17 protein-coding genes and 1 riboswitch are annotated in these 19,281 nt (G+C 48.3%); of the genes, 9 read left to right on the plus strand and 8 right to left on the minus strand.

Features of this window, described 5'->3' with window-relative positions; translation table 11 throughout:
• Nucleotides 1–268: 268 nt before the first annotated feature.
• Entirely contained in the window at nt 269–4,855 is a 4,587-nt protein-coding gene (gltB, locus tag QUA88_RS14430; RefSeq protein WP_333055106.1) for a glutamate synthase large subunit, read from the minus strand.
• Nucleotides 4,856–5,057: 202 nt separating this feature from the next.
• Between gltB and QUA88_RS14435 the strand changes: the two genes are divergently transcribed.
• The 7 genes from QUA88_RS14435 to QUA88_RS14465 all read left to right on the plus strand — a co-directional run bounded on the left by QUA88_RS14435 (nt 5,058) and on the right by QUA88_RS14465 (nt 9,297).
• Nucleotides 5,058–5,270, plus strand: a complete 213-nt coding sequence (locus QUA88_RS14435) for a DUF433 domain-containing protein (RefSeq protein WP_333246930.1) — start codon at nt 5,058–5,060, stop codon at nt 5,268–5,270.
• A gap of 100 nt (nt 5,271–5,370) precedes the next feature.
• Entirely contained in the window at nt 5,371–5,697 is a 327-nt protein-coding gene (locus tag QUA88_RS14440) for a DUF433 domain-containing protein (RefSeq protein WP_333146890.1), read from the plus strand.
• A gap of 3 nt (nt 5,698–5,700) precedes the next feature.
• Complete coding sequence (locus QUA88_RS14445; RefSeq protein WP_333263056.1) at nt 5,701–6,042, plus strand: DUF5615 family PIN-like protein; 342 nt, start codon at nt 5,701–5,703, stop codon at nt 6,040–6,042.
• Nucleotides 6,043–6,159: 117 nt separating this feature from the next.
• Nucleotides 6,160–7,128, plus strand: a complete 969-nt coding sequence (locus QUA88_RS14450; RefSeq protein ID WP_333263053.1) for a Fic family protein — start codon at nt 6,160–6,162, stop codon at nt 7,126–7,128.
• A gap of 383 nt (nt 7,129–7,511) precedes the next feature.
• On the plus strand, nt 7,512–7,931 hold the full coding sequence (locus tag QUA88_RS14455) for a phosphomannose isomerase type II C-terminal cupin domain (protein ID WP_333263050.1): 420 nt from the start codon (nt 7,512–7,514) through the stop codon (nt 7,929–7,931).
• A 145-nt stretch (nt 7,932–8,076) separates the two neighbouring features.
• Complete coding sequence (locus QUA88_RS14460; RefSeq protein WP_333263047.1) at nt 8,077–8,406, plus strand: iron-sulfur cluster assembly accessory protein; 330 nt, start codon at nt 8,077–8,079, stop codon at nt 8,404–8,406.
• A gap of 318 nt (nt 8,407–8,724) precedes the next feature.
• Nucleotides 8,725–9,297, plus strand: coding sequence for a Uma2 family endonuclease (locus QUA88_RS14465; protein ID WP_333272373.1), 573 nt, complete (start codon nt 8,725–8,727; stop codon nt 9,295–9,297).
• Nucleotides 9,298–9,433: 136 nt separating this feature from the next.
• On the opposite strand, the gene QUA88_RS14470 is transcribed toward QUA88_RS14465, so the two are convergent.
• From QUA88_RS14470 to QUA88_RS14500, 7 genes are all read right to left on the minus strand, one after another.
• Nucleotides 9,434–10,432, minus strand: coding sequence for a glycosyltransferase (locus QUA88_RS14470; protein WP_333055109.1), 999 nt, complete (start codon nt 10,430–10,432; stop codon nt 9,434–9,436).
• 105 nt (nt 10,433–10,537) lie between these two features.
• Entirely contained in the window at nt 10,538–11,752 is a 1,215-nt protein-coding gene (locus QUA88_RS14475; RefSeq protein WP_333272307.1) for a response regulator, read from the minus strand.
• Between the two features lie 216 nt (nt 11,753–11,968).
• Complete coding sequence (gene yidD, locus QUA88_RS14480; protein WP_333272310.1) at nt 11,969–12,199, minus strand: membrane protein insertion efficiency factor YidD; 231 nt, start codon at nt 12,197–12,199, stop codon at nt 11,969–11,971.
• Between the two features lie 149 nt (nt 12,200–12,348).
• Complete coding sequence (gene truB / locus QUA88_RS14485; protein ID WP_333272313.1) at nt 12,349–13,275, minus strand: tRNA pseudouridine(55) synthase TruB; 927 nt, start codon at nt 13,273–13,275, stop codon at nt 12,349–12,351.
• Nucleotides 13,276–13,533: 258 nt separating this feature from the next.
• Entirely contained in the window at nt 13,534–14,280 is a 747-nt protein-coding gene (locus tag QUA88_RS14490) for a calcium-binding protein (RefSeq protein WP_333272316.1), read from the minus strand.
• Nucleotides 14,281–14,320: 40 nt separating this feature from the next.
• Nucleotides 14,321–16,135, minus strand: a complete 1,815-nt coding sequence (atzF, locus tag QUA88_RS14495) for an allophanate hydrolase (protein ID WP_333272319.1) — start codon at nt 16,133–16,135, stop codon at nt 14,321–14,323.
• Nucleotides 16,136–16,343: 208 nt separating this feature from the next.
• A complete protein-coding gene (locus tag QUA88_RS14500; protein ID WP_333055115.1) occupies nt 16,344–16,481 on the minus strand; it encodes a hypothetical protein in 138 nt (45 codons plus the stop codon).
• A 432-nt stretch (nt 16,482–16,913) separates the two neighbouring features.
• Nucleotides 16,914–17,065: riboswitch (guanidine-I (ykkC/yxkD leader) on the plus strand.
• Between the two features lie 144 nt (nt 17,066–17,209).
• Here QUA88_RS14500 and QUA88_RS14505 point away from each other — a divergent pair.
• Both QUA88_RS14505 and QUA88_RS14510 read left to right on the plus strand, forming a co-directional pair.
• On the plus strand, nt 17,210–18,277 hold the full coding sequence (locus QUA88_RS14505; protein ID WP_333234023.1) for an ABC transporter substrate-binding protein: 1,068 nt from the start codon (nt 17,210–17,212) through the stop codon (nt 18,275–18,277).
• 102 nt (nt 18,278–18,379) lie between these two features.
• Nucleotides 18,380–19,231, plus strand: a complete 852-nt coding sequence (locus tag QUA88_RS14510; protein WP_333055117.1) for an ABC transporter permease — start codon at nt 18,380–18,382, stop codon at nt 19,229–19,231.
• The last annotated feature ends 50 nt before the right edge of the window (nt 19,232–19,281 follow it).

Below are 19,281 nucleotides of genomic sequence, written 5' to 3' on the forward strand. Positions count from 1 at the left end.
TGCGCGGGAGTCAGAAACCGGGTTTCTTCCTAAAATCTCGGCGATGATGCAGAAATTATCGCAAAAACCCGGTTTCTGGGATTTGGGCTCTGTGCGCGGGAGTCAGAAACCGGGTTTCTTCCTAAATCGGGCGTGAGATACCAAAATTATCGCAAAAACCCGGTTTCTGGGATTTGGGCTCTGTGCGCGGGAGTCAGAAACCGGGTTTCTTCCTAAAATCTCGGCGATGATGCAGAAATTATCGCAAAAACCCGGTTTCTTGGATTTACTAGCTGCCGCCAATCCGGGCGACATCGCGAGCATTTTCTTCAAACGCAGCCGTCAGCGCATCATCACCGCTTAAACCCGATGCGATCGCCCTTTCAATAGCCTGCAACACCCGCTTGTAATCCCTCGGCATCACCTTCACAAACACCGGCACCATCGAATCCCAATTTGCCAAAACCTTCGATGCTTTCGCACTTCCAGTTAAATCAAAGTGAGTCTGAATTAACTGCCGCAAATCGCTAATTTCCTCAACATCCTCCAATTTTTCCAAATCCACCATCGACATATTGCAGCGAGTAGCAAAATCCCCCGCTTCATCCAAAATGTAAGCGACGCCGCCACTCATACCCGCTGCAAAATTGCGCCCGGTTTCGCCCAAAACTACAACTTTGCCACCAGTCATGTACTCGCAACCGTGATCGCCCACACCTTCAACTACTGCGTTAACGCCGGAGTTACGCACCGCAAAACGTTCGCCCGCCATCCCTCGGATGAAAACCTCACCAGCAGTCGCGCCGTAAAGCACTACGTTACCGACAATCACGTTTTCTTCCGCGACAAAGGTAGAAGCTGGCGACGGATACAAGATGATTTTGCCGCCGCTGAGCCCTTTGCCCAAATAGTCGTTAGCTTCGCCTTCGAGCTCCAGGGTGACTCCCTTGGGCACGAATGCGCCAAAGCTTTGCCCAGCGCTGCCTTGGAAGTGCAGGTGCACCGTGTCATCCGGCAAACCTTCCCAGTTGCGTTTGGTGATTTCGTTGCCGAGAATTGTGCCGACAACGCGGTTGACATTGGTAATCGGTAGTTTGGCGTGGACTTTTTCGCCATTTTCGATCGCACCTTTGCACAAATCCAACAACACAGTCATGTCGAGGGACTTTTCCAAACCGTGATCCTGCGCCATCTGACAATAGCGCCCGACATCCGCGCCAACTTCCGGCTGATAAAGGATTTTCGAGAAATCCAAACCCTTAGCCTTCCAGTGTTCCACCGCTTGCTGAGGTTCTAAAACATCAGTCCGCCCAACCATTTCATTCAGCGTGCGGAAGCCCAACTGTGCCATAATTTCCCGGACTTCCTGCGCGATGAAAGTCATAAAGTTTACCGTGTGATCGGGGTCGCCGGTAAAGTTTTTCCGCAGCAGCGGGTCTTGCGTCGCCACGCCCACCGGGCAAGTGTTCAGGTGGCAAACGCGCATCATGATGCAGCCCAATGTCACCAGCGGCGCGGTCGCAAAACCGAATTCCTCAGCGCCCAGCAAGGCAGCAATTACTACATCGCGGCCGGTTTTCATTTGACCGTCAGTTTCCACGACAATCCGGCTGCGGAGATTGTTGAGTACCAAAGTTTGGTGAGTTTCCGCCAATCCCAATTCCCAAGGTAATCCCGCGTGTTTGATCGAAGTTTGTGGCGAAGCGCCGGTACCGCCGTCGTAGCCGGAAATCAACACGACATCGGCGTGGGCTTTCGCAACACCCGCCGCGATCGTCCCGACTCCCACTTCCGACACGAGTTTCACGCTAATCCGCGCTTCCCGGTTGGAATTTTTCAAGTCGTGAATCAATTCGGCCAAATCTTCGATCGAATAAATGTCGTGGTGAGGAGGAGGCGAAATCAAACCCACACCCGGAGTCGAGTTTCGCACCTTCGCAATCCACGGGTATACTTTTTTACCGGGCAACTGTCCGCCTTCACCGGGTTTCGCACCTTGCGCCATCTTGATTTGCAGTTCCCGCGCTTGGGAAAGGTACAAGCTGGTAACGCCGAAACGCCCGGAAGCAACTTGTTTGATCGCGCTGTTTTTCGAGTCGCCGCGATCGTTCGTCCAAGTGTAGCGATCGGGATCTTCGCCGCCTTCACCGGTGTTCGATTTGCCACCAATGCGGTTCATCGCTACTGCTAGCGATTCGTGGGCTTCTTTAGAAATCGAACCATAACTCATCGCCCCAGTTTTAAAGCGTTTGAGAATAGATTCGATCGGCTCAACTTCCTCAATGGGTATCGATTCCCGCTGTTTGAATTGCAACAAACCGCGCAAGGTAAAATGCTGCTGGTTTTGTTCGTTTACCAGCCCAGAATACTGTTTGAAAAGCGTATAACTGCCCTCGCGCACCGACTTTTGCAGCGCGTGAATTGTCTGCGGACTAAACAAGTGCGCCTCGCCTTCTTTCCGCCACTGATATTCGCCGCCGACATCGAGAGTATGTCCGCTGGCTGGGCGGTCTGGGAATGCGTGGGTATGGCGCAAAATAGCTTCTTGGGCGATGACTTCGAGGTCTACGCCTTCAATCCGGGAGGCTGTCCAAGCAAAGTATTTATCGACTACGGATTTGTTTAAGCCGATCGCCTCAAAAATCTGCGCGCCGCGATAACTTTGAATTGTAGAAATCCCAATTTTCGAGGCAACTTTCGTCACACCTTTTGTTGCCGCTTTGATGTAGTTTTTGCAAGCTGTTTTGTACTCGACATTTAGCAGCAATCCTTCGCGGATCGAATCGGCGATCGTCTCAAAGGCCAAATACGGATTAATCGCGCCGCAACCATATCCAATAAGTGTCGCAAAGTGGTGCACTTCGCGCGGTTCGCCGGATTCGAGCACGAGTCCCGCCCGCGTGCGCGTACCTTTACGGATCAAGTGGTGGTGCAGGCCCGCAACTGCCAGCAGCGCCGGAATTGGGGCTTTGTCTGGACTGATACCCCGATCGCTCAAAATGAGGATATTCACCCCGGAGGCGATCGCGCTGTCTGCTGCTGCAAAAACCTCTTCTAAGGCTTGTTCTAGACCTTTTACGCCGCTTTTGGGGTCAAACAAAATCGGCACGGTGACGGACTTGAAATTGCCCTCATTTACGTGTTGGAGCTTAGCTAATTCTTCATTGCTGAGAATTGGCGTTTTCAGTTCAATTAAATGACAGCTTTCCGGTTCTGGTTTGAGCAAGTTGCGTTCAGCGCCGATCGTAGTTTCGGCAGAAGTTACAATTTCTTCGCGGATAGAATCGATCGGCGGATTGGTAACTTGAGCAAACAACTGCTGGAAGTATTCGTAAAGCAATTTTGGCCGATTGGAAAGCACCGCCAGCGGCGTATCCGCACCCATCGCGCCGACAGCTTCCACGCCATCTTTTGCCATCGGTGCTAACAGCAACCGCAGTTCTTCAAAGGTGTAGCCAAAGGCCATTTGGCGCTGCAATAATGTTTCGGGATGAGATTCTGCCAATGCCGGCGCATCTTTCAGTTTGGCGATTTCGACCATGTGCTGGTCGATCCACTGGCGGTACGGGTGTTCTGTGGCGATTTTGGTTTTAATTTCCTCGTCAGAGACGATGCGGCCTTCCTCGGTATTTACCAGGAACATCCGCCCCGGTTGCAAGCGACCTTTTGATACAATTCGTTCAGGGGCGATCGGCAAAACTCCGGCTTCCGATGCCATAATTACCAAGTCGTCTTTGGTAACGCAGTAGCGGGAAGGGCGCAAACCGTTGCGATCGAGCACGGCCCCGATCGATGTACCATCGGTAAATGCGATCGAAGCTGGGCCGTCCCAAGGTTCCATCAAGCAAGAATGGTATTCGTAGAAAGCTTTTTTCTCGTCACTCATGGACTCGTGGGCTGTCCAAGGTTCGGGAATCATCATCATGACAGCGTGCGGCAAAGAACGCCCGGCCAAAGTCAGCAATTCCAAAGCATTGTCAAAAATCGTCGAGTCGCTGCCTTCGATATTGATTAAATTGGGGATTTTCTTTAAGTCATCGCCGAATAGTTCCGACTCGAACAGCGATTGCCGCGCGTGCATCCAGTTAATGTTGCCGCGCATTGTGTTAATTTCGCCGTTGTGGGCGATGTAGCGGTAAGGGTGCGATCGTTCCCAACTCGGAAAAGTATTGGTGCTGAAGCGCGAGTGAACTAGGGCTAGAGCGCTTTCCATGTCTGGGTCGTGCAGTTCGGGATAGTAATCGCCGACTTGCACCGGCATTAACATACCCTTGTAGACGATCGTCCGGCACGAGAGAGTGGAATTGTACCAGTAGGGGTCTGTGTTAGTTCTGCGGATGGCGTTGTGAGCCCGTTTGCGGATGACGTACAGTTTCCGCTCGAAAGCCGCCTCGTCAATACCTGCGGCGCGCCGGAGGAACACTTGCTGCATGAAGGGTTCGCTAGATTTGGCGGTGTCGCCGAGGGACGAGTTGTCCGTGGGCACATCGCGCCAGCCCAGCACTTCCTGGCCTTCTTCTGCGGCGATTTCCTCAAAAATGCGTTTGCCGTTTTCCCGTTCAGTTCGATTTGGCGACGAGTAAATCGCGCCAACGCCGTACTCGCCGGCTTCGGGAAGTTCGATGTTTAGGGCCGCCGTTACTTTCTTGAGAAACTTGTGGGGCACCTGCATCAAAATCCCCGCCCCGTCTCCGGTGTTGGGTTCGCAGCCGCACGCGCCTCGGTGGTCGAGGTTCAGCAGGATTGTTAGTGCCTGCTCGACTATTTCGTGGGATTTGTTACCCTTCATGTGTACGATGAATCCGACTCCGCAAGCGTCGTGCTCGAACTGCGGATCGTACAAGCCTTGTTTTTGTGGCAGTCCGTTGCTGTTCATTTTGATGTGTCTCTCAAAGTGGTGAAAAGATGTTGATCTAGAGTAGATGGTGGGATGCCGATCGATCTAGTATCATTTATTATAGGTGGATCTACTGCATTGGGTAGATGCACGAAAAAATCAAAGCTGAGGCGATCGAGCTAGCGTGAAAAAATAGTTACAGCCGATGAGTTAACTATGGAACCCGAAAATCTAAATATTTATGCTTAAACACTCTTCAATTATTAGCGCGTCTCCTGAGATTATGGGCGGCACCCCAGTCTTTGCTTTTACTAGAGTTCCAGTACAAACACTTCTGGATTATCTGAAAGCAGGAGAATCAATTGATGATTTTTTGGATGGATTTCCAACTGTGACTAAAGGGCAAGCTATTGGGTTGCTGGAAGAGGCTGAAAGACAGTTTGTTGGTAATTAGATGATAAATTGATATTGGCATTTTTTTTTACCGCAGAGAGCGCAGAGAGCGCAGAGGAAGAGAAGAGAGAGATGAGTAATAATGATTGAGATTGTAAAAAATGACACTGAAAGAATTAGAAAAACAACTCTTAGCCTTAACTCCCAGTGAAAAAACTCAGGCCATACAGCTATTAGCTCAAAGTTTAAGCAATACCTGGCAAGGAATTGAAAAAACTCCCGGCGTGTGTGGGGGCGATGCTAGAATTGCGAAGACTCGCATACCTATTTGGTCGATGGTAAATTATCGCCTTCTGGGTGCAAGTGATGTGCGAATTTTGCAAGACTTTCCTCATTTGAGTGCAGCAGATTTGGCAAATGCTTGGGCTTATGCTGAGGCACACCCAGAGGAAATTGAAGCAGCCATCGCTAGAAATGAGGAAGATTAACAAATGGTGCGTCTTTATGCAGATGAAAATTTTCCACTGGTAATCGTGGAATTACTGCGAATTTGTGGTCACGATGTTTTGACAGTGCAGGAAACTGGAAATGCTGGACTGGGGATTCCTGATGAAGATGTGTTAGCTTTTGCTATTAACCACAATCGAGCTGTTTTGACGCGCAATTGGGATGATTTTAGACACCTACACCGTTTGCAACCCGATCGTAAAGGTATCATTATTTGCAAAGAAGATTTGAATATTGAGAGACAAGCTACACTGATTAATGAAGCTATTTCTACTGTCGAAAATCTCACAGGTAAATTGATTCGGGTAATTCGTCCGCCACAGTGAAAACAAGCTGATTGCTCAACAACTACCCCAGCAGATTATAATCGACCTTAGAGAAGTATTAGCATTAGCCACAAAAGTCGAGTCGCCATAATCTCCCGACAAATATACCGATTCCCTATGCAATTTTTCTCAACCGCTCAATCCTCGATCGCCCATCAACCCTATAATAACTTTATGGCGTTGTTAGTGCGAGTTTATCCTCAGCGCTTGGGTGACATTCTCCACCAGCATTTTGCCTTCTCATCCACGATGAACCTTTCTGAAAAATTGCAAAAAGTCGATCGACTCAAAGCCTGGTTGGATAGCTTTCGTCCGCTTTCTCCCACTGTGGTTGCAGAATTGAAAAAACTCTACGACGTTCGGTTCACTTATCATTCTAATGCGATTGAGGGAAACACCTTAACGCAACGCGAAACCGAATTAGTCCTAGAAACCGGCATCACTGTCGGTGGCAAAACTTTGCGAGAACACCTAGAAGTCATCGGACATCGAGATGCGATCGACTATATTGAAATGCTAACGCGATCGGACACGGAGATCGGTGAATGGGAGATTAAACAAATTCACAACTTAATTATAAGGGCGATCACCCCGGAGGAAGCTGGACGCTATCGGCAGTTAGATGTCAAAGCCGCCGGTACCGAATACCTCTATCCGCCTCATTATTTGCTTTCGGGTTTGATGCCGGAATTTATCGAATGGCTCAACAGTGATAAAATCAAATCGTTACATCCGTTAGAGTATGCAGCCGAAGCACATCTTCGCTTTGTGTCGATTCATCCATTTCGGGATGGTAACGGACGGACGGGACGGCTATTGATGAATCTGCTGCTGTTGCGGGCTGGATATCCCATTGTCATTATCTCTAACCAGGTGCGTGCTGCCTACATCGATGCGATCGCAGAAGCACAGCAGCAGGGTTCTGGGATTGAGCCCCTCCTCGATCTTATTGTAGATGCGGCCCGATACTCGCTGATCGAAACCTTGCAAATCCTAGCAACCGCTAGCGATAGCCTGGGTCAAGGGCTGCCTTTCTATCAAGAGATGCTAGCCGTTTTGCAACAGCAGTCTCAAAAGCTGGATTAGAATTCACCAAAAATCCGCTGCTATCAAAATTATTCATCTCTCTCTTCTCTTTCTCTGCGCCCTCTGCGGCCTCTGCGGTTAAATCATTCCGAAACCACCGTAAATCGTGCAAGATGTCCCATTAAATAAAGAACCAGCCGCCACAGATAAAGATTTGATGTAGATTGGGGCGATCGAACCCATAACAGGTGACAACAGCTATGTTGGTTTTGCTATGGTTGTTAAGGCAGGTCGATCGGGCTGAGCGCAACTCTTGCAAAACTCTACAGTCGGCTAACCAGTGCCCGCAGGTGGGCTTCGGTTTTAACTATAGATTAGTTAATCTCAAAAAACAACGTCGTTTACCAAAGGATTCAGCAAGCAATCCTCAAGGAGTGAAAATCATGGTTCAGATTCAAGAAATTTCTCAAGTATCTACCCTGCACGCACCTGCAGCACCCAACGGAGTAGCCGCTACAGAATTGCGGCCTTGGGGCTCATTTACGACTCTAGAAGAAGGCCCAGGATATAAAATTAAGCGGATCGAAGTTAAGTCTGGACACCGCCTCAGCCTGCAAATGCACCACCACCGCAGCGAACACTGGATTGTGGTTTCAGGTACTGCAAAAGTTACTTGTGGCGAAACTGAACAAGTTCTGTTTACCAATCAGTCTACCTACGTTCCTCAGTGCATTTCTCACCGCCTGGAAAATCCGGGAGTTATCCCTCTGGTTTTAATTGAGGTGCAGAATGGCGAATATCTCGGAGAAGATGATATTGTACGCTTTCAAGACGATTATGCCCGTACAGAAAAGGCTAAGTAACTCAAGTTGCTAAAAATATAGGGGTAAGGTGCGCTGCGGCGCACTTTACATTCTCTGGGTAAGGTGCAAGGCTAGGCGCACTCTACATTTTCAAAACTCAACATTACTTCCCAAATTACCAATTACAAATTACCAATTACTCATAATGATTCATCTGAGCAAAACAGCAGCAACAGAAGTAACGCGCCTCAAGTCGAAGCATCCGAACCCCAATGCTTTATTTCGTCTGGGCGTGGAATCGAGCGGCTGCTCCGGTTTGTCTTATACAATGGCATTTGACGATGGGCCAGCCCCAGAAGACGCTGTATGCGAGTCGGAGGGGATTGAAGTTGCGATCGACCCCCAGCACTTAAAATATCTCAATGAGCTCACCTTGGATTATTCAGAAGACTTGATGGGCGGAGGTTTCCGATTTCACAATCCCAATGCCGCCCAAAGCTGTAGCTGCGGCAACTCCTTTTCTGCCAAGGAATAACCAACCTGTAGGGTGCGTCAATCGATTTTAGATTTTAGATTTTAGATTTTAGATTGACTTGCGCGAGATAAATGCGGGGGCTTGAGGATTTGCGATTTGCGATTTGGGATTGATTCCACGGATAAATCACGTGGCGGGTACCATCAAGAAATTCTTGGTCAGTTGCAGAGAATCCTTCAATTCTAAAATCTAAAATAGATTGACGCACCTGACCAAATAAGCAATAACCAATATGATTTAGAGTGCGTCAGTTGCAGATAATTATAAAATCTAAAATCTAAAATCTAAAATCTAAAATCTAAAATCTAAAATCGTATGATGACACTCAAAGACTTAGAAAAAGTCCAAAAAACCTTCAAAGAAGCCGGTCAAGACTACCAAGTTGAACTAGAAAGCGGGAGGATTATCATTGTGGGCCCGTCAGACATTGTATCTAGCGAAATAGGTGTAATTTTCAGTTGGCTGCTCGCCAATTGGGTTTATCCCCGCCGTTTGGGTCGAGTTTTTGACTCCGCAGGGGGCTTTATTTTACCTGATGCTAACCTTACAGCACCTGATGTTTCTTTTGTCCGAGCCGCACGTCTCAGGCAAAGTCCCCGTTATTTCGGAGAATTAGTCCCAGATTTAGTAGTAGAAATTAAATCACAGAGCGATCGCATTAAACCGCTAGAAAAAAAGATTCATAATCTCCTAGAACTCGGAGCGCAAGTAGGAATTTTGATCGATCCAGATGAAGAAACTGTAACAGTTTATCGTCAGGAAGGTGAACCAATTGTGTTAGGAAATCAAGATATTTTGACTGTTACCGAACTTTTTCCGGGTTGGGAATTGCCAATTGCTGAACTGTGGCCGCCAATTTTTACTGAAGCAGAAACTCAAACTGAAGCCTAATAAAGTTTATGCAGATTTTACATAGCCAGAAATGCGAAAAACCTCTCTTCTCTTCCTCTGTGTCCTCTGCGCTCTCTGCGGTTAAATAATTCCTATGCAACCGTAAACGATATCAGTGCAATGGAAAAGCTTTCAATCAAGCTGGCGTACCGAGAATAATCCACTGCATTAACTGCTCCCACTCTGGAGATTGAGCTAACAAATCTGCATCGAATTCATTTCCCGCATCCTGCGAAAACTCGGCGAAAGCTTCCGCCCAATTAATTACCGTTTCCACAGGCAAATAAGGCGTATAATTCCAAGAACGCTGCAAAAACTCTACCATCTCAACAGAATGACCGGTGCGGTACAAATACCAAGCAATCCAAACTAAGGTACTGTACTTGATTTGCTTTTCCAACAAACGTATTTTATCCGGCAATTCGGGGCGGGCAAAAAAATTGTCCATGACTGCGGCGAGGGATTTAGCCTGCGGTAAACCTTTGTACATGGCGCTTTGTTCGTGCTGGCGGTAGCAAACAGTTACTTGCTGCAACCACTCTGCTTCGCATCCCATTAAGGCTAAACGCAGCACTAAATCTGTATCTTCCGCCGGGGGAAATCGAGGATCAAATCCGCCGGCGCGCTCTAACCAGTGACGGCGAAATACCATCGCGCTGGGTAATACTGGTTTCCACCGCAGCCACATTTCTAAGTCTAATTTAGGGACATTTTGCCAGGGTTTGACATCTTTTAGCGGTTCGCCTATACTATTAACTAGACGCCAGCCGCTGTGAACTATTCCTAGATGTGGTTTCGCTGCAAATACAGCCATTTGTGCTGCTAATTTGTCGGGAAAAAAGTAGTCGTCAGCATCGAGAAAGGCGATAAATTCTCCTCGCGCTAGCTCGATGCCGTGATTTCTGGCAATCGAAACTCCTCGATTTTGTTGGTAAATGTAGCGAATTCGATCGCCATATTTCTCTAAAACTAATCTAGTGTCATCTTTGGAACCGTCGTCTATGACAATAATTTCCCAGTTAGTATAGGTTTGGTGCAGAACGCTATCTACGGCTTGGCCGACGTAAGCAGCACAGTTGTAAGCCGGAATTACTACGCTTACCTGCGGGGTGCGATCGATCGTAACATTACTCATAATTAATTATCTTAAATTCGATTGCGTCTTTATTTTACAATGAGTGTAGGGTGCGTCAGTTCCTGACGCACCCAGCAAGGGGTTATTGTGTTCATTAATTTTGGTTCAAGAATTTGCCAAGGTAAGTTGGTGCGAGTTCAGTAAATCATGGGGGCGAATAGCTGAATGGTAGCGATCGCCTTTTACCTTCAAATACTTGTCAACTATTTGCAAAACCTGTTCGGGATTGGCTGGCTTCCTCAAAAAATCGGAAGCACCTGTCAATTTCGCTCGCGTGCGGTCAATTATACTGTCTTGACTGGTCAAAAACACGATCGGAGTTTCCCGAAAAGCGGGTGTCTTTCGCAAAAAATTGCACAAAGCAAAGCCACTTGTCTTCGGCATCACCACGTCCATAAAAATTAAAGCAGGCTTTTGTTTGGCGAGGAGGCCCACTCCCTGCATGGGATCTTGAATTTTTAGGACTCGATACCCTTCCGGCAATAAAATTTGCTCTAAAAATTCGCATACTGTCGGACTGTCATCGATACAGGCAATCAAAGGGCGACCCGGCCCTGCGATCGCCGCCGCCAGGCGCCACTGTTCTATAGGCGACGGCAAGTCTGGTACTGTTCGGAAATTTACTAAACCCTGCTTGATGTAATTAACTAAAGCGCGAGTTGCCACTGTCACGCACTGCTTTTTCTTAAATGCAATATCCCAAAGAGTATTCTCGCCGTTGAATACGTTACCCAAAGCGATCAAAGAATTAGAACTAAATCGATTTTGCTGCAACTGGGCCGACGGTTTTAAAAGCGGTGCTTGTTCTGGATCTACAAGCCACAAACCCATTGCTTTCCACTTTTGCCAAATTTCTTCTGTACAACACAGAATTTTTTCTACTTCTGTTAAAGACAGCAGCAAAGAAGAGGTAATGGTAGAAAAATATTTCTGGGACGGACGCCACTCCCGGCGCAAACCCGATTGACCTATCAGAGCAAATAACACTTCGGAAAGGCTGGTGTGGACGATCGCCCTAGCTTGTTCCAGACTCATTTCGCTGGCTGCTATCCCTCGCTGAAGCAGTTGATATTCCCATAGTTCTCCAGCATCGAGGTTTCTGAGATCCACTTGAAAGTTTCGACAGTGTTGCCCGATAGCCCTGTACCAGCGTCTCGCTCTGTGCGCTCCTCCTGTGGCATAAACCAAACTACCCTGAAAAAAGTAAAGTTGCCACTGTTGCTCCCCTTGCTCTAACAGCAGTTTCCCCGTTGCTTGTTTCTGGCTGAGTACAGCCAGAGTATGGGACAACATTTTGTATCCGATTGCGGTAGCAGACATATCAACTCGCATCCCCTGTACTCTGTTTGTACCATTATAGAGCTGCTGAGTTTTGAAAGATAACAGTAATATTACTGAAGTTGGGTTAAGAAATACCACTAATTGTGAGAATTTAACCCTCTTAGGGAGTGATTCCCCTCGGTAGTTTTAGCCATGAGGATGCAACGCCTATTTGCACTATTAACTAATAACTAAACTACTGTTTGTGACTAATAACTAATTGCCATCGCTATCTTTGGGAGGTACTGGATCGTAACCCCCTGGATGAAAAGGATGACAGCGTAAAATTCGCTTAACTGCCATTGAACTGCCGCGGGCCGGCCCAAATCTTTCTATTGCTTCGATCGCGTATTGCGAACAAGTTGGCTGAAATCTACAGGCGTTAGGCAGATAAGGAGAAATCCCCATTTTGTAGCCTCGGATTAATCCGATCAGCAATATTTTCACAATTTTTACCTCAGCGATTGATTAGATTAATAGGCCAATCTTGTCCAACACCGCTGTAAGCTAGGTGCATCGAGAGCATTCACAGCGGTTAGAGTTCGGCCAACTTTTCTCGTACCAATTATACCTATTTTCATTTTTATTTTAGATACTTAAAGCACAATTTGAGGAGATAATATGGTACTTGTTTCTGAGTTCGCTACTTGACCGATACCTAAAAAATTACCGTCTCGATCGTAAACCTGCAAGGGATAGGGAGGTTCGGGTATTGGGTTGCTACTTTCCTCCTCTGGCCCGATCGGCGTTTCGGGAATCGGGAGGCGCTGTCCTTGAAACCAGCGTTTGGTATATTCAGGGGAAAGGACGATCGCACCTAAATGTCCCAAAACCGCCGATGGCAAAATCGGGCAGAATTTATTCTCCTGCAATTGCAGTTCCAATTCTTCAAAACTGAGACTTTCCTCGATCAAAAAACCGCTACTTTCGGTGCGAGTCAAACAAGCCAAAGTACCGCCTGCATTCAACAGTGCGCCCAAATCCCGCGCGATCGCCCGAATGTAAGTACCCGCCCCGCAGGCGATCGACAAATCCAATTCAGGAAAATCCCCCGGCCGCCAATCCAATATTTCCAGCCGAAAAACTTCAACATTTCTAGCAGCAACTTCCACTATTTCGCCTTTTCTAGCTAACTCATAAAGCCGTTTTCCTCCCACCTGAACCGCACTAAAACTTGGCGGAAATTGCTCGATTTTTCCTAGAAATTTTGGCAGTGCAGCTTGCACTTTTTCTAAACTCAACTCCGGCACCGGTCGAGAATGGAGAATTTCTCCTTCTAAATCGTCAGTAGCAGTAGTTAAGCCAAATCGAATCGTGCCTCGGTAAGCTTTATTGTGTTGGAGATATTGCAGCAGTCTGGTTGCTTTGCCCAGGGCGATCGGCAAAACGCCAGTCACCGCAGGATCGAGGGTTCCTCCGTGTCCGACTCGCTTGAGTTTCAATAGTCGACGCACTCGCCCCACGCAGTCGTGAGAGGTCATGCCCGCAGGTTTGTTGAGATTGAGAAAACCGTCAGTAGTCATTAGTCAGTAGTCAGTAGTCAGTAGTCAGTAGTCAGTAGTCAGTAGTTATTTATTATTTGTTATTTGTCATACCAAATCCTGCTTAAATAACTTTCTCTATCTTAGTCTGCGAAGGCAGACTTTGTTTGTGTAGTTTGAGGTCAAAAGCGGTTTCAAGCACCGAGTCTCATAAAATGGTTAGCCAACCCGGATTTTGTATCAGTCAACAGTCAACAGTCAACAGTCAACTGTCCACAGTCAACTGTCCACAATTCCCAATTAAAGAATAAAGTCTGCCTGACTGATAGAAGCGCGGGCAACTCCGAATAAAGTAGCCAGAGTTTCCTTGGTACTTGTAAGCTGAATAATTGTACTGGGCGAAGTTCCTGCCCCAGCGGCAATGGTGAGTTCGCCAAAAGTAAGGCCGGCAGCCAAGCGAATTTGATCCGTACCATCAGTAAAATCTGTAATCACATCCCCGTCTGCTAAACGCCCGATCGCAAAAGTATCATTTCCGGCGCCGCCAGTTAAACTATCTCGGCCGCGATCGCCCGATAAACAGTCATTGCCGATGCCACCAAACAGCGAGTCATCGCCGGCACCCCCAAAAAGCGTGTCATCGCCCGCGCCTCCCAACAAAGTATCGGTGTCTTGGTTGCCAAACAGCAAATCATTGCCAACGTCGCCCAGCATAGAGTCAGAACCTTTGCCGCCGTAGAAAGTATCGTCGCCGGCGCCGCCCAAAACGCTGTCACGGCCAGCACCGCCGAACAGTCTGTCATCGCCAACGTCGCCCAGCAGTGAGTCGTCGCCGTCGCCACCGTAGAGGGAATCGTCTCCGCCTAAGCCGAAAATGCTGTCAGGGCCACCCAAACCAAATATCAAGTTAGCGCCCGCACTACCTCTGAGGGAGTCGGGGCCGCTGGTGCCGCGAGTGCCGCCAGCGGCCCCTCCGGGACGGGTACCGCCGCCGGTGGGGGTTGGGGTTGTGATGGGAATTGGTACAAGTGGCACTGCTGATGGCATGATTCTGAAGATGGGTAGAAATTTGCAATTCTAACTTAACTTAAAAGCGGAAGTTATAAGCACGCCAACCGCCCAGATCAGAAATATCGATCGCATCCGCCACAGCATAAGGTTCGCACAAAAAGCCCTGCACTGTCGAGCCGTCCTCCAACACCAGCGTACCAATTCCCAAGGGCGAGGGAATTTTAGCGACAAATTCGCCGAAAGCTGCGATCGACAACTCCCAAACTTCCACCTCGATCGCGCTACCGCCCTCTATCTGACGCACCAATCCCGGCTTGCCCAGAGCAGTACCCGTCAAAGCGTACAGCTTGTAAATCGGGCTGGTACGGCAGGCGCGAACCAAAATTCCTCCGAGTTCGATTAGTTGATAATTCAGCGGTTCACCGCTCAAATGAGCGCCAACTACGGCTATTTTGACTCGTCCTTCTGAGTCAGGTTTGGCTGCGATGGCGGGATCTGGGAGGGTTGGCAGCGGCCGACCGGTTGCGCCCAAAGTTCCCCCCAAGCTAGCGTGGAAAGCAGATCCCAGGCGGCAGAGCGATAAATCGTGCCACGCAGGAGCCATCAGTGTCAATCCTGCGGGCAATCCGCTGCTTTGAAACCCGCTGGGAACTGCGATCGCGCACAAATCGAGCAAATTCGCAAAGTTCGTGTAGCGCCCGAGATTGGTGTTGAGCGCGATCGGCTCGGCTGCAACTTCTGCCACAGTATAAATCGTACCTGTTGTGGGAACCGCCAACACATCCATTGACTGCCACTGAATTTCTGCCTGCTTGCGGAGCTCGGCCAACCGGTACGACGCGCGGTAGGCTGCGACGGCATCGTAGCGTTTGCCGCCGCTGATAATTTGGTAGACGATCGGATCGATCGCATCTGGGTGCGCGTCGAGGAAATCGCCGATCGCGGCCAACCTTTCTGCTACCCAAGGCCCGCCGTAGAGCAGTTCGGCAGCATCCGCAAAGGGTTTGAAGTCTATAGGTGCGATCGTGCAGCCCAATGATTGCAAGCGCGCGATCGACTCTCGGTAGCGCTGTTCGGCTTCTGCATTCCCGAAAAATTCGAGTTCGCCGTCTGCGGGAATTCCCACCCGCAAGCGGGATAAATCCGGCAAAACTTTCGTTTCAGGGTGGCGAGAAAACGCATCCTCAGCGTCAAAACCGCTGGCTGCTTGCAGCACGGAGGCCGCATCCGCACAGGTGAGAGCGAACACAGAAACGCAATCGAGCGATCGCACTGCCGGTAGCAAGCCGCGAGTGCCGATCGATCCGCAACTTGGCTTCAGCCCGACAATGTTGGTAAAAGCAGCGGGAACCCGCCCCGATCCTGCGGTATCGGTACCCAGAGCAAAACTCACCAATCCGGCGGAGACTGCTGCTGCGGAACCGGAACTCGATCCGCCCGGAATGTAGCGCCGATCGAAGGGATTGCGACAAACTCCATAAGGTGTGCGGGTTCCGACTAATCCTGTGGCAAATTGATCCATGTTTGTTTTGCCGATCGCGATCGCACCTGCCGCGCACAGGCGCTCTACGACTGCGGACGATCGCGCTGGAGTGCGAGCAAACGCAGGACATCCCGCCGTAGTCGGAACGCCCGCCCAATCGAGATTATCTTTGATCGCAAAAGGTATTCCGTAGAGCGGCAACTGCTGCGGGTCTAGGTTTTCCAAGGCTTTGGCGCGTTCGAGGGTTTCCGCCTCCGGTGCTAAATAAATCCATACTGCCGGATCTGCATAGCGTTCGATCCGATCGTACACGCTGGCGATCGCATCTGCAGGCGCGATCGAGCCGGTGCGGTAGCGATCGAGCAGCGAATGAATGTCGAGACTGTTGCTGTAGTTAAATTTTTCCATAGTGCACGGTCAGTCGATTTTAGATTTTAGATTTTAGATTTTAGATTGAAGATTTGACTTCATATCATTTCTGGTTATATGAGGATGATTTAACCGCAGAGAACGCAGAGAACGCAGAGGGAGATCCCAGAGAGATGAATAATTCCAATGCTAACGGATTTGACTTCACAGGCTGTGTTAGGCGATCGTTATTACAACAAATAGAATGTTAGTTTACCGCATTGTCGATCGTACTCGCATCCAGTCTAGGACTCGAAGTATTTCTCAAGAAATCTTCAACCATGACCTTGCTGGTTTCGTCTTTTTGTGCAGATAAACTTCGCGATCGACAATCGCCCCATCTCATTGCCCGGTTTAATCTTCCAAAAATTTTAATTTTACTTCGAGAAAAACGGTTTTTTGTAACATTTTACACATTTTCGCATCAAGTTTGCTGTTAGGGTTTGAAACGTAGCAATCTAGTAAGATTGCACGCTACAGTATGCTTATCTTTAAAAAAAGTAAGTGAATTGCAGCAATCAACAGTCTAGGATAAATCCCTGAGTCCGCCAGGGAATGAATTCCCTGTCTAATAGTTAAAGTCCTCTGAAGAGGACTAATGAGTTTAAAATTTTTATTAGTCCTCTTCAGAGGACTTTAGCTTTGAGACAGGGGTTTCAACCCCTGTCGGACTAGGGGTTTAACGTGGAAAGTTGAAATCAATTGGCTTTTGGAGTGTCCCTACAAGGGCTAGGTACCTTACCTGAAAAGTGCTGTATACAGACAAAAACCGAAAAAATTTAACCGCTTCTAGGGTTCCGATTTGAATCAGTTTCTAACTCTGTTTAGAAAGTTCAAGTGCTGGTCCGAGAGAAGCAGACTGGTTGCCCCAATATTTTAATTTTAGGGAAACACTAGCCAGTTACACGGCGGGATAAAAGCCCGGGAGAAACGCGATCGGTCAGCAAGACTCGGTTCGTTAGCTCTCGGGCTTTATCCTTGTATATCAGGGGGGTTTGCGGCAGCTAAGGAAGCCAAAGAAGGTGCAAAAGCTCGATCGACATATTCACCTCTAACCAGCAACCAGAATATGCTATGAATATCCGATATTGCTCCCCAAAAATAACGCGATCGCCCTTGTCCTACTGCGCCCTATTTTTCATCACCTTGTTTTTTGCTGTCGGCTGCGTCAACCCGGCAATTTATATCAAAACAACCACAGAAAGCGAAGCAGCTTCTTCAGTAAGTGCTAACGCAGTTCGCCTCGGATTCAGCGCGTGGCCCGGCTGGTTTCCTTGGCAAATTGCCAAAGAACAAAAGATATTTGAAGCTAACAATGTTGCTGTAGACTTAAAATGGTTTGACGGCTACTTAGAATCGATCAGCACCCTCACAGCAGGACAGATAGATGCTAACAGCCAAACCCTCGGCGATACAGTAAACTCTATATCAGGCGGCGCCGACCAAGTAATTGTTTTAGTCAACGACAACTCGACAGGAAATGACAAAGTGATTGTCGCCGAAGGCATCAATTCCGTTGCCGATTTAAAAGGCAAAAAAGTTGCCGCAGAGGAGGGTACTGTCGATCACTTTCTATTGCTGTTAGGGCTGAGAAAAGCAGGTTTATCAGTGCAAGATATTCAATTTGTACCGCTGGAAACCGGCAAAGCTGCGGCGGCTTTCGTCGGAGGACAAGTCGATGCGGTGGCAGTATTTGCGCCGTTTACCACGCAAGCCTTAAAGCGAAAAAACAGCAAGGAACTGTTTAGTTCCAAAGATTTTCCGGGGGCGATTTCTGACCACTTGGTATTCACGCGAAAGTTTATCGGCGAACACCCCGATCGAGTGCAAGCCCTGGTCAATTCATGGTTTGCAACATTGGAATACATGAAAGCCAATCAAGAGAAATCTTACGAGATTCTCGCCAACCGCGCCGGAGTTAGCGTTGAGGAATATAAAGAATATGAAAACGGCACTCAGATATTTACGATAGAGGAAAACTTGAAAGCCTTTCAACCGGGAAATGACATGACATCATTGCAGTTTGCGGCGGCCGAAATGACTAAATTTCTTGTAGATGTAAATTTAGCAAAAACCCAACCAGATATCAGTACATTATTTGACGATCGCTTTATCAAAGCTTATGCCGAAGGTAAAAGCTAGGAGGCAAAATTTACGATTTTGCAGACACAACAAAGTTTCCACCTTATTATTTATACCAAAAAGCTACTAAAATTACTCGCTCAATCATTCCGCAATTAAATCATGCCACCAAATCCCGATCCTCGATCGATCCAATCCCACCTCAAGCAAAAAAGCCTAAATCCCACCGTTTTCTGGCGGATTGCGGAAGAGATACCACAACCCCTCAATATTGGGTTAACGGTGACATCGATCGCACTGCCGCTGCTGCTGTGGTGGCTAGTAACAACCTTCGCCGATGTAGACCCCAAATTTTTGCCTTCCCCCGGCAAAGTTTTAGAGGCATTTGGTAGGCTGTGGAACACTCGCGAACTTTTGAAAGACACGGTAGCGAGTTTGTGGCGGGTGGGAGTGGGCTTTCTGTTCGCCTTGGTTTTTTCCATACCAATTGGTGTGCTGATGGGCAGTTTTGCCAGTATTCGCGCCTTGCTAGAACCCATGTTCGGCTTGATGCGATATATGCCCGCACCAGCGTTCATTCCCCTGCTAATTCTCTACTTGGGAATCGGCGAAGAACCCAAAATAATGCTGATATTTATCGGCGTATTTTTCTTCAATTCGCTGATGGTGATGGATACAGTCAAGTTTGTTCCCAAAGACTTGATAGAATCTACTTATATGTTGGGCGGGAATCGCTGGGAAATCCTCACTCAAGTTATTTTTCCCCACGTTTTGCCGGGAATTCTTGATGCTAGCCGCATCAACTTGGCTGCGGCTTGGCAATTGGTAATCGTCTCGGAATTGATTGCGGCAACCGAAGGCTTGGGCCGCCGGATCAGCGTCGCAGGTCGATTTCTCCGAACCGATGAAATTTTTGTGGGGCTGATTGTCATTGGGGCGATCGGACTGACTTTTGACTTGCTTTTTCAATATCTGCTGCGGGTTTCTTGTAAATGGTCAAGTCAGAAACAGTAAGCAGATCGGGACTTACGCATGGGGCTCAGAAACCGGGTTTTTTTTACGAA

It is taken from the genome of Microcoleus sp. D3_18_C2, from assembly GCF_036702395.1.
Taxonomy (GTDB): domain Bacteria; phylum Cyanobacteriota; class Cyanobacteriia; order Cyanobacteriales; family Microcoleaceae; genus Microcoleus.

Coding starts and splice junctions, on each gene's coding strand:
- gltB (WP_333055106.1), bottom strand. CDS start 4,855: ATGAACAGCAACGGACTGCCACAAAAACAAGGCTTGTACGATCCGCAG.
- QUA88_RS14435 (WP_333246930.1), top strand. CDS start 5,058: ATGCTTAAACACTCTTCAATTATTAGCGCGTCTCCTGAGATTATGGGC.
- QUA88_RS14440 (WP_333146890.1), top strand. CDS start 5,371: ATGACACTGAAAGAATTAGAAAAACAACTCTTAGCCTTAACTCCCAGT.
- QUA88_RS14445 (WP_333263056.1), top strand. CDS start 5,701: ATGGTGCGTCTTTATGCAGATGAAAATTTTCCACTGGTAATCGTGGAA.
- QUA88_RS14450 (WP_333263053.1), top strand. CDS start 6,160: ATGCAATTTTTCTCAACCGCTCAATCCTCGATCGCCCATCAACCCTAT.
- QUA88_RS14455 (WP_333263050.1), top strand. CDS start 7,512: ATGGTTCAGATTCAAGAAATTTCTCAAGTATCTACCCTGCACGCACCT.
- QUA88_RS14460 (WP_333263047.1), top strand. CDS start 8,077: ATGATTCATCTGAGCAAAACAGCAGCAACAGAAGTAACGCGCCTCAAG.
- QUA88_RS14465 (WP_333272373.1), top strand. CDS start 8,725: ATGACACTCAAAGACTTAGAAAAAGTCCAAAAAACCTTCAAAGAAGCC.
- QUA88_RS14470 (WP_333055109.1), bottom strand. CDS start 10,432: ATGAGTAATGTTACGATCGATCGCACCCCGCAGGTAAGCGTAGTAATT.
- QUA88_RS14475 (WP_333272307.1), bottom strand. CDS start 11,752: ATGTCTGCTACCGCAATCGGATACAAAATGTTGTCCCATACTCTGGCT.
- truB (WP_333272313.1), bottom strand. CDS start 13,275: ATGACTACTGACGGTTTTCTCAATCTCAACAAACCTGCGGGCATGACC.
- QUA88_RS14490 (WP_333272316.1), bottom strand. CDS start 14,280: ATGCCATCAGCAGTGCCACTTGTACCAATTCCCATCACAACCCCAACC.
- atzF (WP_333272319.1), bottom strand. CDS start 16,135: ATGGAAAAATTTAACTACAGCAACAGTCTCGACATTCATTCGCTGCTC.
- QUA88_RS14500 (WP_333055115.1), bottom strand. CDS start 16,481: ATGAGATGGGGCGATTGTCGATCGCGAAGTTTATCTGCACAAAAAGAC.
- QUA88_RS14505 (WP_333234023.1), top strand. CDS start 17,210: ATGAATATCCGATATTGCTCCCCAAAAATAACGCGATCGCCCTTGTCC.
- QUA88_RS14510 (WP_333055117.1), top strand. CDS start 18,380: ATGCCACCAAATCCCGATCCTCGATCGATCCAATCCCACCTCAAGCAA.